The organism is Achromobacter sp. GQ309 (assembly GCF_059759315.1).
Genome location: NZ_JCAXDP010000006.1, coordinates 100,495 through 115,691, shown reverse-complemented (window position 1 = coordinate 115,691; position 15,197 = coordinate 100,495). Strand labels below are relative to the sequence as shown.

Genomic DNA, 15,197 nt, shown 5'->3' with positions numbered 1-15,197 from the left:
ATGTGCGGGTCTGTTGCGCCGCGCGCCATGCGGGCGTGCGGCGGGGGAGGATCAGGCTACCTCTTTCAGGATCTTGCCGATCTGCTCGAAGATCTGGCCGATCTGCGCCTCGTCGATGATGAGCGGCGGCGAGACGGCGATGATGTCGCCCGTGTAGCGCACCATCAGGCCGCTGTCGAAGCAGCGCTGGAAGACTTCGGCGGCGCGTGCGCCAGGGGCGCCCGCGCGCGGCGCCAGTTCAATGCCGGACACCAGGCCCAGGTTGCGCACGTCGATGACGTTGGGCGCGCCCTTCAGGCTGTGCGCAGCTTCCTGGAACGCGCCCGACAGCTTGCGGGCGCGGCCGAAGAGGTCCTCGCGGCGATAGATGTCCAGCGTCGCCAGGATGGCGGCGGCGGCCAGCGGGTGCGCCGAGTACGTGTAGCCGTGGAAGAACTCGATGCCGCCCGCGGGGCCGTTGACGATGGCGTCGTGCACTTCGCGCTTGACCGCGACGGCGCCGGCGGGAACGGCGGCGTTGCTCACGCCCTTGGCCATGGCGATGATGTCCGGCGTCACGCCGAAGAATTCGGAGGCCGTGGCGGCGCCCAGACGGCCGTACGCGGTGATGACCTCATCGAAGATCAGCAGGATGCCGTGCTTGGCGGTGATCTCGCGCAGCTTTTCCAGATAGCCCTTGGGCGGAATCAGCACGCCCGTGGAGCCGGCCATGGGCTCGACGATCACGGCGGCGATGGTCGAGGCGTCGTGCAGGGCGATGATGCGCTCAAGTTCTTCGGCCAGGTGCGCGCCCCACGCGGGCTGGCCCTTCGAATAGGCGTTCTGCTCAAGATTGTGGGTGTGGGGCAGGTGGTCCACGGCGGGCAGCAGCGCGCCGGAGAACGTCTTGCGGTTGGCCGAGATGCCGCCCACCGAGATGCCGCCAAAGCCCACGCCGTGATAGCCGCGCTCGCGGCCGATGAGGCGCGTGCGCTGGCCTTCGCCGCGCGCGCGGTGGTAGGCCAGGGCGATCTTCAGCGTGGTGTCGACTGATTCAGAGCCCGAGTTCGTGAAGAACACGCGGTCCAGTCCCTGCGGCATCAGGCCCGCGACGGCGGTGGCGGCCTCGAAGGCGAGCGGGTGGCCCAGCTGGAAGCCCGGGGCGTAGTCCATGACGCCGGCCTGGCGGGCGATGGCTTCGACGATCTCTTCGCGGCCGTGGCCGGCATTGACGCACCACAGACCCGCCGTGCCGTCCAGGATCTGGCGGCCGTCCGTGGACGTGTAGTACATGCCCTTGGCCTTGGCCAGCATGCGCGGTTGGGCCTTGAACTGCTTGTTGGCCGTAAAGGGCATCCAGAGATGGGACAGGTCGGGCAACTGGGCGGGGGCGTTCATGGTGACTCCAGAAGGGGGACAACCGCAGCCGCCGCGAAACGCGCGCGGGCAGCGGGATTCGGACGATTCTGGAACGTCCCGCAGGGAATGAAAATATACAATCCGCGCATTTGCCGCTAACTGTATAGTCGAGAGCGTTGCAACTGTACAGTTAGCCCGTGATCGACTTCCAACCCGTCCGCGGCCGCGGGGCCGCGCCCACCCTCGTCGAACAGCTCGTCGCGGCCATTCTGCGCGCCGTCGAGGCGCAGACCCTGCGTCCGGGTATGTCCCTACCCTCGGTCCGCGAGTTTGCGCGCCAGTACGGCGTCAGCACTTTCACCGTGGCCAGCGCCTACAGCCGGCTGGTGTCGCAGGGGTGGCTGGCGGCGCGTCCCGGCGCGGGCTACCGGGTGGCGTCGCCCGACGCACCCGCCCGCCGGGTCGAACCCCTGTCCTGGGAACCGCCGCGGCTGAACGCGGGCTGGCTGCTGTCGGACATCTTTGCCGACCACTCCATCCCCATCAAATCCGGTTGCGGCTGGCTGCCCGGCGAGTGGCTGAACGAAGAAGGGCTGCACCTGGCGCTGCGCCACATGGGGCGCGTGCCCGCGATGCGAATCGCCAACTACGGCCACCCGTACGGCTATGCGCCGTTGCGCGAGACCATCGCGGCCAGCCTGAGCGCGCAGGGCATGGAAGTCGAGGCGTCGCAGGTGCTGCTGACGCAGGGGGTGACCCACGGGCTGGACACGGTGATCCGCACGCTGCTGCGGCCGGGCGACACGGTGGTCGTCGAGCAGCCAGCCTACGCGAATCTGCTGCAGATGCTGCGCCTGGCCGGTCTGCGCGTGATCGCGGTGCCGCGCACGGTCGACGGCCTGGACTGCGACGCGCTGGAGCGCGTGGCCGCCCAGCACCGGCCACGGGCGCTTTTCATCAATACGGCGCTGCAGAATCCCTCGGGCGCCAGCATCACCATGGCGAATGCCTTCCGCATTCTGCAGGCGGCGGAGCGGCATGGGTTGTGGGTGGTGGAAGACGACATCTCGCGCGAACTGGCGCCGGGCGTGACGCCGATGCTGGCCGCGCTGGACGGCGCGCGCCGCGTCGTCTACCTGGGCGGCTATTCCAAGGTCATCAGCCCGTCGGTTCGGGTGGGCTACGTGGTGGCGCATCGCGATCTAGTGCGCGACATCGCGCGCACCAAGATGGCGGTGGGCTTGACGACGCCCGAGATCATGGAGCGCATCGTGCACCAGGTCATCCGCGAGGGGCGCTACCGCGCCCACATCGCGCGCACCCGCGAGCGGCTGGCCGAGGCGCACACCGAGGTCGCCGAGCAGATGCGCCAGCACGGATTCGAAGTGTATGGAAAGCCGCAGGGCGGCCTGTTCCTGTGGGCGAAGGTGGCCGGGCAGTGGCGCGAACGGGGCGCCAATGGCCTGGCGGAGCTGGCGCTCAAGGATGGCATCTGGCTGGCGCCCGGTTCTTACTTCGAAGCGGACGACGCCGACACGGCGTGGGTGCGCTTCAACGTGGCGTACTCGGCGGCGCCCGCGCTGTGGCGGTTCATGCGCAACGCGGGCGCGGCGTAGTTCGGCTCGATGCGTTCGGGGCGATGCGTCAGTGCCGATGCGTGCGGCCCGACGCATCAACGCCGATGCATCAACGCCGATGCGTCACGCCTGAATCCTCACGCGCGTTCGTACGTGACGAAATCGTAGTCGTAGCCGTTTTCGGCAGGCTGCTTCTCGCGCGCTGTTTCCTTCCACTGGAAAGACGGCAGCAGCGGAAAGAACGCGTCGCCGTCGACGTCGGCATGGACCTCGGTGGCCAGCACGCGCCGGGCCAGCGGCAGGGCCTGCGCATAGATCTGCGCGCCGCCGATCACGAAGGCTTCGTCGATGTCGCCGCAGGCGGCCACCGCGGCCTCCAGCGTGGGCGCCAGGATGGCGCCGGCGGCGCTGAAATCGGGATTGCGGCTGATGACGATGTTGCTGCGGCCGGGCAGGGGACGGCCCAGCGAGTCCCACGTCTTGCGGCCCATGATGATGGGGTGGCCCAGCGTGCTGCGCTTGAAATGCGCCAGATCGCCCGGCAGCTTCCAGGGCAGGGCGTTGTCGCGGCCGATGGCGCGGTTGGTGGAATAGGCGACGATCAGGGTAAGGCTGGCGGGCATGCGTGCTTGCAACGGTAAGGGTTGAGCCGGAACGACCCCGTAAGCGTAGCAAATTGCGGGGGCCGCCCGTCCGTCAGGTCGCCGCGTGTTCCAGGAACTCGGTGGCCGGCATGGGCTTGCCCAGCAGAAAGCCCTGCAGCGAGTCGCAGCCCAGTCCGGTCAGGAATTTCTGCTGCGCCGCGGTCTCGACACCTTCGGCCACGATGCGCAGGTTGAGCTGCTGCGCCAGCGCCACGATGGCCGAGACGATGGCCGCATCTTCGTTGTCGTTGTCCAGCTGGTTCACGAAGCCGCGGTCGATCTTCAGTTCGGTCGCCGGCAGCCGCTTGAGATAAAGCAGGCTGGAATAGCCGGTGCCGAAATCGTCGATAGAGATCGTGACGCCCAGATCGGACAGGCGCTTGAGCACCGTCAGGCTGGCTTCCGCGTCGCGCATGGCGGTCGATTCGGTCACTTCGATCGTCAGGCAGGCGGGCGGGACGCCATGCTTGGCCAATGCCGAGCGCACCGTCTCGACCAGGTTGGCATGTGAAAACTGCAGCGCCGAGATGTTGACGGCGATGGTCCAGTGGCCCTGGCCGACGTCGATCCATTCGCGCATCTGGCGGCAGGCTTCGTTGATGACCCATTCGCCGATCGACAGGATCAGACCCGTCTTTTCCGCCGTGGGAATGAACTGGTCCGGGCCGACCAGGCCGCGCGTCGGGTGGTTCCAGCGCAGTAGCGCCTCGGCGCCCATGATGGGGCCGGCCGGCGCTTCGTACTTGGGCTGGTAATGCAGGACGAACTGGCCGCGCTCCTGCGCCAGCCGCAGGTCGTGCAGCAGCTCGATCTGCTCGTGCGCGTCCGCGTTCATGGACGGTTCGAAGAAGCTGTAGCCCGTGCCGCCCAGCCGCTTGGCGTGGTACATCGCCGCGTCCGCATTGGTCAGCAGGGCGTGGGTGTCCTGGCCGTCGTTCGGATAGACCGCGATGCCCACGCTGGACGTCACCAGCACTTCGTGGCCGTAGACCGTGACGGGGCGTGCGATGGCATCGATCAGCCGGTCCGCGACGTTCGCGGCGTCAGTGGGTTCGATCACCTCGCTCAGCACGATGAACTCGTCGCCGCCCAGGCGCGCGACCGTGTCCTGCGTGCGCAAGGCCAGGCGGATGCGCTGCGCCAGATCGATCAGCAGCGCGTCGCCGGTGTGGTGTCCGTACGCGTCGTTGACCGCCTTGAAACCGTCCAGGTCAAAGAACAGCACCGCGAAATGGCCTCGGCGGCGGCTGGCGCTTTCGATGGCCTGCTCCATCCGGTCTTCCAGCAGGATGCGGTTGGGCAATTTGGTCAGCGTGTCGTGCAGCGCCAGTTGCACCAGCTCTTCGTTGGCTTCGGCCAGCGACGAGGCCAGCGCCGACGTGCGCGCCTCAAGCCGGTTGTCGAGCACGGCCACCACCAGCGCGATCGCCAGCACGCTCAGCGTGACCGCGGTCACGGCGATGGCCAGCCAGCCGGCAGAAATGCCTTCGTCGGCCGCCATGCAGATGCTGCCCGCCGGAAAACTCGCGGCTTCCATGCCCGTGTAGTGCATGCCCACGATCGCCAGGCCCATGACCCCGGCGGCCAAGGGGCGCGACAGCGCGACGCGCGGCGCGTCCTGACGCAGCCGGTAAGTGATCCACAGGGCTGCACCGGACGCGGCAATCGCGATCGCCACGGACAGCGCGAACCACGTCGGGTCGTAGTCGATGCCCGGCGACATGCGCATGGCGGCCATGCCGATGTAGTGCATCGCCGCGATACCGGAACCCATCAGCAGCGCGCCCGCGGCCAGCCGGCCCCACGGCAGTTCGTCCTTGCAGACCATCCACAGCGCGAAGGCCGAGCATCCGATGGCGATGGCCAGGGACAGCACGGTCAGGGGCAGGTCGTAGCCCATGGGGATGGGCAGGCTGAATGCCAGCATGCCCACGAAGTGCATCGACCAGATGCCGATGCCCATCGCGAACGCGCCGCCCGCCAGCCAGAACTTCGCGGCGGGCAGCCCGCTCGACGCCTTCACGCGGTTGGCCATGCCCAACGCCGTATACGACGCCAGGATGGCGACCCCTAAGGATACGAGGACGAGCGAAGGGTTATAAGTTCCAACGAGCATTTGTGGGGTCCTGTCCTAAGCGCATACAGCCGCGGCGCGGGGCACGATTTTCAATTCAATTGGTAGTCAACAGTTGCAGTCCGGTCGCAAGGAGAATCCTGCTCTCGTCGCTGGCTTTTCTCACACTCTATTTATAGGGATGGGGAATTGGGCGCGGCAACGCCAGCGGTCGGCGCGGTTCGGGCGCTCGGCATGGCGCGCCCGAAGGGCCGGTCGAAAGCAACGGGGCGCGCGGCATGCTGGACGCGCGTCCGTGGCTAAGGGATGGGTTATACCGAAATCGCGCTTCCAGAAGCTCACCAATCTTCACCTGCTGCGGGGCGTGCAAGGAATCGGACGCCGGACGGGCGTCCGGCGTGTTGCTGATATGACCTGAAAGGCGGTCGCCGGCGCTGCCGGCGCAAGGGTCAGACGGCCATCGCGGCCGTCAGGGGCGCGTGATGCGTGTAGCCCGACAACGAAAAGTCGCCGGGTTCGACCTTCTCGAGCCACTCGGGTTCGTAGCGGCCGGTCACGGCAAAATCGGGAATGCGGTCCGACAGCACGAGGCGGGGCGATTCATACGGCGTTCGCGTCAGTTGCTCGCGCAGCATCGGCAGGTGATTCTCATAGATATGCGCATCGCCGATGAAGTAGGTGAACCAACGCGGGGTGTAGCCGGTCAGGCGCCCGACCAGGTGCAGCAGCGCCGCGCCTTCGGTCAGGTTGAACGGCGTGCCCAGGCCCACGTCATTGGACCGGATGTACAGACACAGCGAGATCTCGCGCGTCGTTGCGTTGGGGAGGAACTGATAGAGCAGGTGGCAAGGCGGCAGCGCCATTTCCTCGATCTGCGCCCAGTTCCAGCCGTGGAACAGGATGCGCCGGTCGCCCGGGCGTTCGTGAATGGTGTCCAGACATTGCCGCAGCTGGTCGACCGCCTTGTACAGCAGCACCTTCGGCACGCCGCCTTCTTCAAGGTCGGCCACCTTGGCGTACCCGCGCGACAGCGCGTCTTCGATCTGCGCCGGGCGGCTGGCGTCCAGCATCTTGTAGGCCGGCCATTGGCGCCACTGCACGCCGTAGACCGGTCCCAGATCGTCAGGACCTTCGCGGTAGGGGTTGGCCAGCCACTGCGCGTTCTCGTTGGCGTTCTGGTCCCAGACCTTGCAGCCGAGTTCCCGGAATTCTGCCGCGCTGCGCGAGGCGCGCAGGAAACCCACCATTTCGCCTATGGCCGACTTGAACGCCAGCTTTTTGGTGGTGACGGCGGGAAAGCCCTGCTGCAGGTCAAAGCGCAGCGAGGCGCCCGGCATGCTGAGGGTGCGGATGCCGGTCCGGTTTTCCTGCCACGAGCCGGTGTCGAGGATGGATTGAACGAGGTCCAGGTATTGTTTCATGACGATCCTTGTGCCTGCGGTCCCGGGTCGGGAAGCAAGCGCGCCGCCGCGGACGTGCCGCGGCGGCGCCTATATATGGTGAATGCCGAATTACACCACGGCCGCGCGAGCGGCTCAGGCGGTGGCGGCAGCTTCCTGCGTGTCGACGATGTCGACGGAGAACGTCATTTCGGCGGTCTTTTCCAGCATGGCCGACGCCGAGCAGTATTTCTCGTGGGAAAGCTGCACGGCGCGTTCGACGGCCGCGCGCGGCAGATTGGCGCCGGTGACGGTGAACGCGAAGTGAATCTTCGTGAAGACCTTGGGGTCGGTGCCGGCGCGCTCGGCCTGCAGCTTGACGCTGCAGCCCGTGACCGCGTGGCGGCCGCGCTTGAGGATCAGCACCACGTCATAGGCCGTGCAGCCGCCCGTGCCGGCCAGCAGCATTTCCATGGGGCGGGGCGCCAGGTTGTGGCCGCCGCCGTCCACGGCGCCGTCCATCACGGCCACGTGGCCGCTGCCCGTGCTGGCGGTAAAGAGCATGCCGCTCGGGCCGCCCCAGTCGATCGTGCATTCCATTTCAGTGAGTCCTTGAGCTTGAGCGCAGTCAATGGCTGATGATACCCGTTGCGTACAATCCCGGGCAGGAGAACCCCACCCCGCATCAGGGGTGCAGGGCGTCCGCTTTGCCTAGGAGTTGCCATGTCCACCACGTTGTCCAAATCCGGCCCCGTTTCCCTGCGCCGCCGCCACGGTCCCCTGGATGCCCTGCTGGCCGAAACCGACCGTGCGCTGCGGGTGCTTTCGGGCAACGCCAGCGCCGGCCGCGCCTATCCCGCAACCGCCCAGGAATCGCCGCAAACCCTGTCCGTGCAAGAAAAACGCCACGCGGCGGGCCTTATGCGCGTCAACCACGTCGGCGAGGTCTGCGCCCAGGCGCTGTACCGCGGCCAGGCGTCGGTCTGCAAGGAACCCGGCCCGCGCGCGCTGCTGCTGAATGCCGCCACCGAAGAAGTCGACCATCTGGTGTGGTGCAACGAGCGCCTGAACGAATTGGGCAGCCGGCCCAGCCTGCTCAATCCGGTCTGGTACGCGGGCTCGTTCGCCCTGGGCGTCATGGCCAGCGTGGCCGGCGTGCCGCGCAATCTGGGCTTCATGGCCGAAACCGAAAAGCAGGTCGAAGCCCATCTCGACGAGCACCTGCGCACCTTGCCGGTGCAGGACGAACGCTCGCGCCAGATCGTGCAAAAGATGAAGGACGACGAGGCCCAGCACCGCTCCAGCGCAGAGCAGGCCGGGGGCGTGCCGCTCCCTGCGCCCGTGAAAATGGCCATGCGCGCCATGTCCAAGGTGATGACGACCACCGCCTATTGGATCTGACCGGCCACTTGAAACCGCATCTGGTAAAAATGTTGCAATGCGCAAATTTAGCCGCCTCGTGGTGCGTGAAGCACCATTTTGGTGCGGCGGCCAGGGTGGGAATACCCGCTATTGTTCAGGGTTAGTCCGAAAGGGGAAAACCCCTTCGGCAAAAACCCCGTTTTTGGTTAGGGCATTGCCTGGCGCGGGTTTCGAGAGGGGCGCCGCGAATTTTGCAGCAAAAAAGCAACGCGGCAAACGCCTCTGAAAATAGATCAAAAAAAATCTTGCAACGCACAAAAAACGTAGGTACTATTCAGTCATTGGATGTTGAAACGCAGACGGCGCGGTGAAAACCCCGGAAGCGCAGCGAGCTGAAGTCCCGCTCCCAGCATGCCACGGTTGTCTCCTCCACCCTCCTCCTTTGGTGGATTTAGCCCGAGATCTCACGATCTCGGGCTTTTTTTTGTCCCGAATCGTTGCGTCCCTATTTGTAAGCGATGTCGGCAAAAAACCGCGCAGCGCAACGCCGCGCGGGGCCTCGGGGCCTTCGCGTTTTCCCTTGCATATTTCGCGTGCCGAGAGGCGGAACGCTCTACAATCCCCCACATGAAACCAGCACTGCCAGGCGCTCGCGCGCCAGCGCGTTCCAGTCACATGCGCGGCGGACGGATAACCCGCCTGCGAGCGTTACGTTCTGTGCCTCGGAATTGCACTTCCTTATCCCTCCCATATATGGGCGTTACACCTGCCTCCGATAATGGCGGGCCTGTCTCGATAGACCAACCAGAGGTGATCCAGTGACCTGGCTGTATATATGCGTGGTCGCGTTCATGGTGGGGGGACTCATCGTGGCGTCCGAGCGCTGGCATGGCGCTTTCACCGGCGATAGCGACCTCAACAAGCCCCAAGCCAATCACTCCCGCGCGACGCCCCGCGTCGGCGGTCTGGCGGTGCTTGCCGGTACGCTGGCTGGCCTGCTGGTCCTCGGACCCAGCAACATGACCCTGACCTGGCTGTGGCCCGCGCTCTTCGTCGCGGCGTTGCCCGTTTTCGTGGCCGGCCTGCTTGAAGACATTACCAAGGACATCGGCGCCAGCAAGCGTTTGCTGGCTGCCTTTCTATCTGCAGCCATTGCGTGGTGGCTGCTGGGCGGCGTCAGCCGCGTCGGCATGGCGCCTGTGGATTACGTGCTGTCGTACTGGCCCGTGTCGCTGCTGTTCACCATGTTCGCGGTGGGTGGCTGTACCCATGCGCTGAATATCGTTGACGGCATGAACGGCCTGGCCGGGATGGTCGCCACGTTGATGGCGGTGTCGATCAGCCTCGTTGCCCTGCAGGTCGGCGATGTGCCGATCTTCCTGGTGGCCGCGGCGCTGGCGTCGGCGACCTTGGGCTTCCTGGTGTGGAACTTCCCGTTCGGACGCGTGTTCCTGGGCGATGGCGGCGCGTACTTCCTGGGATTCATGCTGGCCGAACTGGCCGTGCTGCTGGTCGTGCGCAACCCGTCCGTATCGCCGTTCTACGCCCTGGCGGTCCTGTTCTACCCCGTATTCGAAACCGGTTTCTCGATCTGGCGGCGCCGCTTCAAACGCGGCGTGCCAGTTGACCAGCCCGATGCGCTGCACCTGCACCAGCTCGTGTTCCGCCGGCTGGTCCGGGTGACCTTCAGCCGCGGCCGGCGCCACGCCGTCCCCGCGCTTTGCAATGCGCTGGCGTCCCCGTACATGTGGGTGCTGGCGCTGATCGGGCTGGTGCCGGCCACGATCTGGTGGGACAACGCCTGGGCCCTGAGCGCCAGCCTGGTTGTCTTTGCCAGCGTCTATATCTGGCTGTATGCACGCCTGGTCTCCTGGCGCCGCCCGGGCTGGCTGTTGTTGCCGTCCGTGCTGCGAACCACCGAATAGTTCGAGTGCCCCGGCGATCGCCGCCGGGGGCTCGGTATCCATCACCAGACCATCTTTAAAATGCCGTAAACGTTCTACGGTGAAGGGAGAGTTATGTTGCGAATCCAGGATGTGAAACTCGCTGTCGTCGGCCTTGGCTACGTCGGTCTGCCCCTGGCCGTTGAGTTCGGCAAGAAGCGCCCGGTCATCGGCTTCGACATCAACACGCGCCGTATCGACGCGCTGAAGGCGGGCCACGACCATACGCTGGAAGTCAGCGACGCCGAGCTGGCCGAGGCCAGCCAGTTGAGCTACACAGCCGAACGCGCCGAACTGGGCGAGGCCAACGTGTTCATCGTGACCGTGCCCACCCCCATCGACGAGTACAAGCAGCCGGACCTGACCCCGCTGGTCAAGGCCAGCGAAACGATCGGCGCGGTGCTCAAGCGCGGCGACATCGTCATCTATGAATCCACCGTCTACCCCGGCGCCACCGAAGAAGACTGCGTGCCCGTCCTGGAGCGCGTGTCTGGCCTGAAGTACAACGTCGACTTCTTCGCCGGCTACAGCCCCGAGCGCATCAACCCGGGCGACAAGGAACACCGCGTCAGCACGATCAAGAAGGTCACCTCCGGTTCCACCCCGGAAGTCGCCACCCTGGTCGACCAGCTCTACAAGGAAATCATCACCGCCGGCACGCACAAGGCGTCCAGCATCCGTGTGGCCGAAGCCGCCAAGGTGATCGAAAACACGCAGCGCGACGTGAACATCGCACTGATCAACGAACTGGCCCTGATCTTCAACAAGATGGGCATCGACACCGAAGCCGTGCTGCAGGCCGCCGGCACCAAGTGGAACTTCCTGCCGTTCCGTCCGGGCCTGGTCGGCGGCCACTGCATTGGCGTGGACCCCTACTACCTGACCCACAAGGCGCAATCCATCGGCTACCACCCCGAGATCATCCTGGCGGGCCGCCGCCTGAATGACTCCATGGGCAGCTACGTGGTGTCGCAGCTGGTCAAGTGCATGACCAAGCGCCGCATTCACGTGCAAGGCGCCCGCGTGCTGGTGATGGGTCTGGCGTTCAAGGAAAACTGCCCCGACCTGCGCAACACGCGCATCGTGGACATCGTTCGCGAACTGGGCGACTACAACGTCGACGTGGACATCTACGATCCGTGGGTCGACACCGAAGAAGCCATGCACGAGTACGGCCTGACCCCGGTGGCCAAGCCCGAGGAAGGCAAGTACGACGCCGTGATCCTGGCCGTGGCGCACAACCAGTTCAAGGACATGGGCGCCGAAGGCATCCGCAAGCTCGGCAAGCCGCAACACATCCTGTACGACCTGAAGTACGTGCTGTCGCCCGCTGAATCCGACCTGCGTCTGTAAAAGGATTTCGCCATGACCACACGATTCGAAACTGTCACCCAGGAACTGGCCGCCTCGCCGCGCAAGTGGCTGGTGACCGGCTGCGCCGGCTTCATCGGTTCGAACCTGCTGGAAACCCTGCTCAAGCTCGGCCAGTCCGTGACCGGCCTGGACAACTTCGCCACCGGTCACCAGCGCAACCTGGACGAAGTCCAGGCGTCCGTGTCGCCGGAGCAATGGTCGCGCTTCACCTTCATCGAAGGCGACATCCGTGACCTGGACGCCTGCCGCCGCGCGGCCGAAGGCGTGGACTATGTGCTGCACCAGGCCGCGCTGGGTTCGGTGCCGCGCTCGCTCAACGACCCCATCACGACCAACGACGTCAACATCGGCGGTTTCCTGAACATGCTGGTGGCGGCGCGCGACGCCAAGGTGAAGTCGTTCGTCTATGCGGCGTCCAGCTCCACCTACGGCGATCATCCCGCGCTGCCCAAGGTCGAGGAAAACATCGGCAAGCCGCTGTCGCCGTACGCCGTGACCAAGTACGTCAACGAACTGTACGCCGACGTCTTTGCGCGTTCGTATGGCTTCGAGACGGTGGGCCTGCGCTACTTCAACGTGTTCGGCAAGCGGCAGGATCCGGACGGCGCCTACGCCGCCGTGATCCCGAAGTGGACCGCCGCGATGATCCAGGGCAAGGACGTCACCATCAATGGCGACGGCGAGACCAGCCGCGACTTCTGCTTTGTGGAAAACGCGGTGCAGGCCAACATCCTGGGCGCGCTGGCCGCGCCCGAAGCCCGCAACCAGGTCTACAACGTGGCCGTCAGCGGCCGCAGCACGCTGAACCAGCTGTTCAGCTTCCTGGTGCAGGCCCTGGGCAACCAGGGCGTGGACTACGGCAAGCAGCCGGTTTACGGTGACTTCCGCGCGGGCGATGTGCGCCACTCGCAGGCCGACATCGGCAAGGCCAGCCGCCTGCTGGGCTACGCGCCCACGCACACGGTGCTGCAAGGCCTGGAAGTCGCCATGCCCTGGTACACGCAATTCCTGCGTTGAAAGCACTCGTCCGAAAACTCGGCAACATCCACCCGGATCATCAGCGCATCTTCAAGGGCGCGTTCCGGGTGGCGGTGTTTCTGCTGCTGGGCAAGGCCGCCGGCGCCATCAAGGAGATGGCGGTGGCGTACCGCTACGGCGTCAGCGACGCCGTCGACGCCTACCAGTTCACGATGACGATGGGCACTTGGCTGCCGGTCACGATCGTGGGCGTGCTGTCGGTGGTGCTGATCCCGGTGCTGGTGCGCCTGGCGCGCACCGGCGGGGCCGAGAAAGAACTCTTCATCCGCGAGCTTCAGGGCTGGGTCGCCGCCGCTGGCGTCGCCCTCGCTTTGCTGACGTGGTTTGCCTGGCCATATGTGGTGGATCGGCTGGGGCAGGGCCTGTCGGCGCAAGTGCGCGCCATGACGGGCGACCTGCTTATCGCCTTCGCACCCGTGTCGGCCTTGCTGCTGATCGCGGGCATCAGCGCGGCGCGGCTGCGCGCACAGGAACGTCACGTCAACACGCTGCTGGACAGCGTGCCTGCCGTCGCGACGCTGGCTTGGGTCGTGCTGGCCGTCAGTGCCGAGGGCGTCGGACCCTTGCTGTGGGGCACGCTGGTCGGCTACGCGATTCAGACTGTCTGGCTGGCCTGGCTGGCCGCGCGCGCCGATGGCGGTTTCTGGGGCGCGCCGCGCCTGTCGCTGAAGTCGCCGCACTGGCCCGAGCTGATGAGCGCGGCCGGCGTGATGCTGATCGGCCAGGTCGCCATGAGCTTCGTGGGCCCGCTGGACCAATATGCCGCCGCCAACCTGGGCGCCAATGCCAACGCCACGCTGGGCTACGCCAGCCGGCTGCTGTCGCTGCTGCTGGGGATCGGGGCGGTGTCGGTGGGTCGTGCCGCGCTGCCCGTGCTGGCCGACGTGCAGGCCCGCGGCGATACGGCGCGCGCGCGCAGCATGGCGCTCAAGTGGTCGCTGCTGATGGTGGTGGCGGGCGCCGCCGCCGTGGCGCTGGGCTGGGTGCTGGCGCCGTGGGGCGTGTCGGTGCTGTTCCAGCGCGGCGCGTTCACCGCGGAAAACACCGAAGCCGTCGCGCACGTGCTGCGCTGGGGGCTGCTGCAACTGCCGTTCTACTTCGGCGTGCTGATCCTGGTGCAACTGCTGGCCAGCCAGAACCGATATCGCATCATGGCCGCCATTGCGGTCGCCAATTTTGCGCTGAAGGCCGTGCTGAACACCGTGCTCGCGCCCCGCATGGGCGCGGCCGGCATCATGCTGGCCACCAGCCTCATGTATGTGCTGTCCTTCGCGTGCTACCTGGTGGTGGCGATGCGCAAGGCTGAACCCAAGGGGACCGATTGAATGTCCGTTGCCGACTCCGCTCGTCCGGCGCGCGTGTTGCTGTTCATCCATTCCCTGCATGGCGGGGGCGCTGAGCGCGTCGCCGCGGACCTCAGCGCCCATTGGGCCGCCGAAGGCAGCGAGGTCATGGTGGTCACGCAGGCCAGCGCCGACGGCGACGTCTATGCGCTGCATCCCAAGGTCCGGCGCGAAGTCCTGCACACGGCGGGCGAGGGCGGCGGGCTGCGCGGCATCCTCAGCAACCTGCAGCGCGTGCGCGCGCTGCGCCGCGTCGTCAAATCGTTCCGGCCCGACATCGTGCTGGGCATGATGACCACGGCGTCCGTGCTGTCCGTGCTGGCCTGCGCGGGACTGAACTGCCGCGTCATCGCCACGGAACACACCCATCCGCCGTCGCAGACCCTGTCGGGTTTCTGGCAGCGGCTGCGCCGGTTGACCTATCCGCGTGCCGCGCGCGTCGTCGCCTTGACCCGCGGCACCGCCGACTGGCTCGAACGGCATGTGCCGGGCTCGCGGCTCGCGGTCATTCCCAATCCCGTCCACTTTCCGTTGCCGCGCGCCGAGCCCATCCTGACGCCGGCGCCGCAAGACGGCCGCAAGCGTCTGCTGGCGGTCGGCCGGCTGCATGGCGACAAGGGTTTTGATCTGCTGATCCAGGCCTTTGCGCACCTGGCGCCGTCGCATCCCGGCTGGGACTTGGTTATTCTGGGCGAAGGCAGCGAACGCCAGGCGCTCGAAGCGCAGGTGCGCGAGGCCGGCCTGGCATCGCGCGTCTCGATGCCGGGACGCGCCGGCAATGTGGGCGACTGGTACGACAGCGCCGATCTTTATGTACTGACCTCGCGCTTCGAAGGATTGTCCAATACCCTGCTCGAATCCATGGCCAGCGGCCTGGCGGCCGTGTCGTTCGATTGCGATACCGGCCCGCGCGAGATCGTGCGCGAAGGCATCGACGGCGTGCTGGTGCGGCCCAATGGCGACGTGCCGGCGCTGTGCAAGGCGCTGGACGCGGTCATGGCCGATGACAAGGGCCGCGCGCGCATGGCGCGGGCGGCCACCGACGTGCGCGACCGATTCTCGGCCGTGCGCGTGCTGCAGAAATGGCAGGAACTTTTTGACGGCGTGCGGGCGTCGGGCCGCTAG

Annotated in this window: 12 protein-coding genes; 7 read left to right on the top strand and 5 right to left on the bottom strand. The window is 66.4% G+C overall.

Annotation, left to right across the window (positions count from 1 at the left end):
- Positions 1–51 precede the first annotated feature (51 nt).
- Positions 52–1,377 (bottom strand): omega-aminotransferase AptA, encoded by a 1,326-nt coding sequence (aptA, locus tag AC6CIE_RS19790; protein ID WP_056325267.1) that lies wholly within the window; start codon positions 1,375–1,377, stop codon positions 52–54.
- A gap of 158 nt (positions 1,378–1,535) precedes the next feature.
- Here aptA and AC6CIE_RS19785 point away from each other — a divergent pair, with 158 nt between their 5' ends.
- Complete coding sequence (locus AC6CIE_RS19785) at positions 1,536–2,954, top strand: aminotransferase-like domain-containing protein (protein ID WP_498093504.1); 1,419 nt, start codon at positions 1,536–1,538, stop codon at positions 2,952–2,954.
- 98 nt (positions 2,955–3,052) lie between these two features.
- Here AC6CIE_RS19785 and AC6CIE_RS19780 read toward each other — a convergent pair whose 3' ends face one another.
- The 4 genes from AC6CIE_RS19780 to AC6CIE_RS19765 all read right to left on the bottom strand — a co-directional run bounded on the left by AC6CIE_RS19780 (position 3,053) and on the right by AC6CIE_RS19765 (position 7,612).
- The gene (locus tag AC6CIE_RS19780) at positions 3,053–3,538 is read right to left on the bottom strand and encodes a dihydrofolate reductase (RefSeq protein WP_175122504.1); all 486 of its coding nucleotides are present in this window, start codon (positions 3,536–3,538) and stop codon (positions 3,053–3,055) included.
- A 73-nt stretch (positions 3,539–3,611) separates the two neighbouring features.
- Positions 3,612–5,675 carry a putative bifunctional diguanylate cyclase/phosphodiesterase gene (locus AC6CIE_RS19775; protein ID WP_175122505.1) on the bottom strand — a complete coding sequence of 688 codons (2,064 nt, stop codon included), beginning with the start codon at positions 5,673–5,675 and terminating at the stop codon, positions 3,612–3,614.
- A 407-nt stretch (positions 5,676–6,082) separates the two neighbouring features.
- Entirely contained in the window at positions 6,083–7,054 is a 972-nt protein-coding gene (locus AC6CIE_RS19770; protein WP_175122506.1) for a thymidylate synthase, read from the bottom strand.
- A 114-nt stretch (positions 7,055–7,168) separates the two neighbouring features.
- A complete protein-coding gene (locus tag AC6CIE_RS19765) occupies positions 7,169–7,612 on the bottom strand; it encodes an OsmC family protein (RefSeq protein ID WP_175122507.1) in 444 nt (147 codons plus the stop codon).
- A gap of 123 nt (positions 7,613–7,735) precedes the next feature.
- On the opposite strand from AC6CIE_RS19765, the gene coq7 reads away from it, so the two are divergent.
- The 6 genes from coq7 (at position 7,736) to AC6CIE_RS19735 (ending at position 15,197) form a co-directional block, all read left to right on the top strand.
- Complete coding sequence (coq7, locus tag AC6CIE_RS19760; protein ID WP_498093500.1) at positions 7,736–8,413, top strand: 2-polyprenyl-3-methyl-6-methoxy-1,4-benzoquinone monooxygenase; 678 nt, start codon at positions 7,736–7,738, stop codon at positions 8,411–8,413.
- Between the two features lie 779 nt (positions 8,414–9,192).
- A complete protein-coding gene (locus tag AC6CIE_RS19755; protein WP_175122509.1) occupies positions 9,193–10,299 on the top strand; it encodes an MraY family glycosyltransferase in 1,107 nt (368 codons plus the stop codon).
- 93 nt (positions 10,300–10,392) lie between these two features.
- Entirely contained in the window at positions 10,393–11,670 is a 1,278-nt protein-coding gene (gene tviB, locus AC6CIE_RS19750; RefSeq protein WP_175122510.1) for a Vi polysaccharide biosynthesis UDP-N-acetylglucosamine C-6 dehydrogenase TviB, read from the top strand.
- A gap of 12 nt (positions 11,671–11,682) precedes the next feature.
- Positions 11,683–12,708: an SDR family oxidoreductase gene (locus AC6CIE_RS19745; protein ID WP_175122511.1), complete on the top strand. Its 1,026-nt coding sequence runs from the start codon at positions 11,683–11,685 to the stop codon at positions 12,706–12,708.
- Positions 12,705–14,054: a murein biosynthesis integral membrane protein MurJ gene (gene murJ / locus AC6CIE_RS19740; protein ID WP_498093497.1), complete on the top strand. Its 1,350-nt coding sequence runs from the start codon at positions 12,705–12,707 to the stop codon at positions 14,052–14,054. Before AC6CIE_RS19745 ends, murJ begins: the two co-directional genes overlap by 4 nt.
- On the top strand, positions 14,055–15,197 hold the full coding sequence (locus tag AC6CIE_RS19735; RefSeq protein ID WP_498093495.1) for a glycosyltransferase family 4 protein: 1,143 nt from the start codon (positions 14,055–14,057) through the stop codon (positions 15,195–15,197).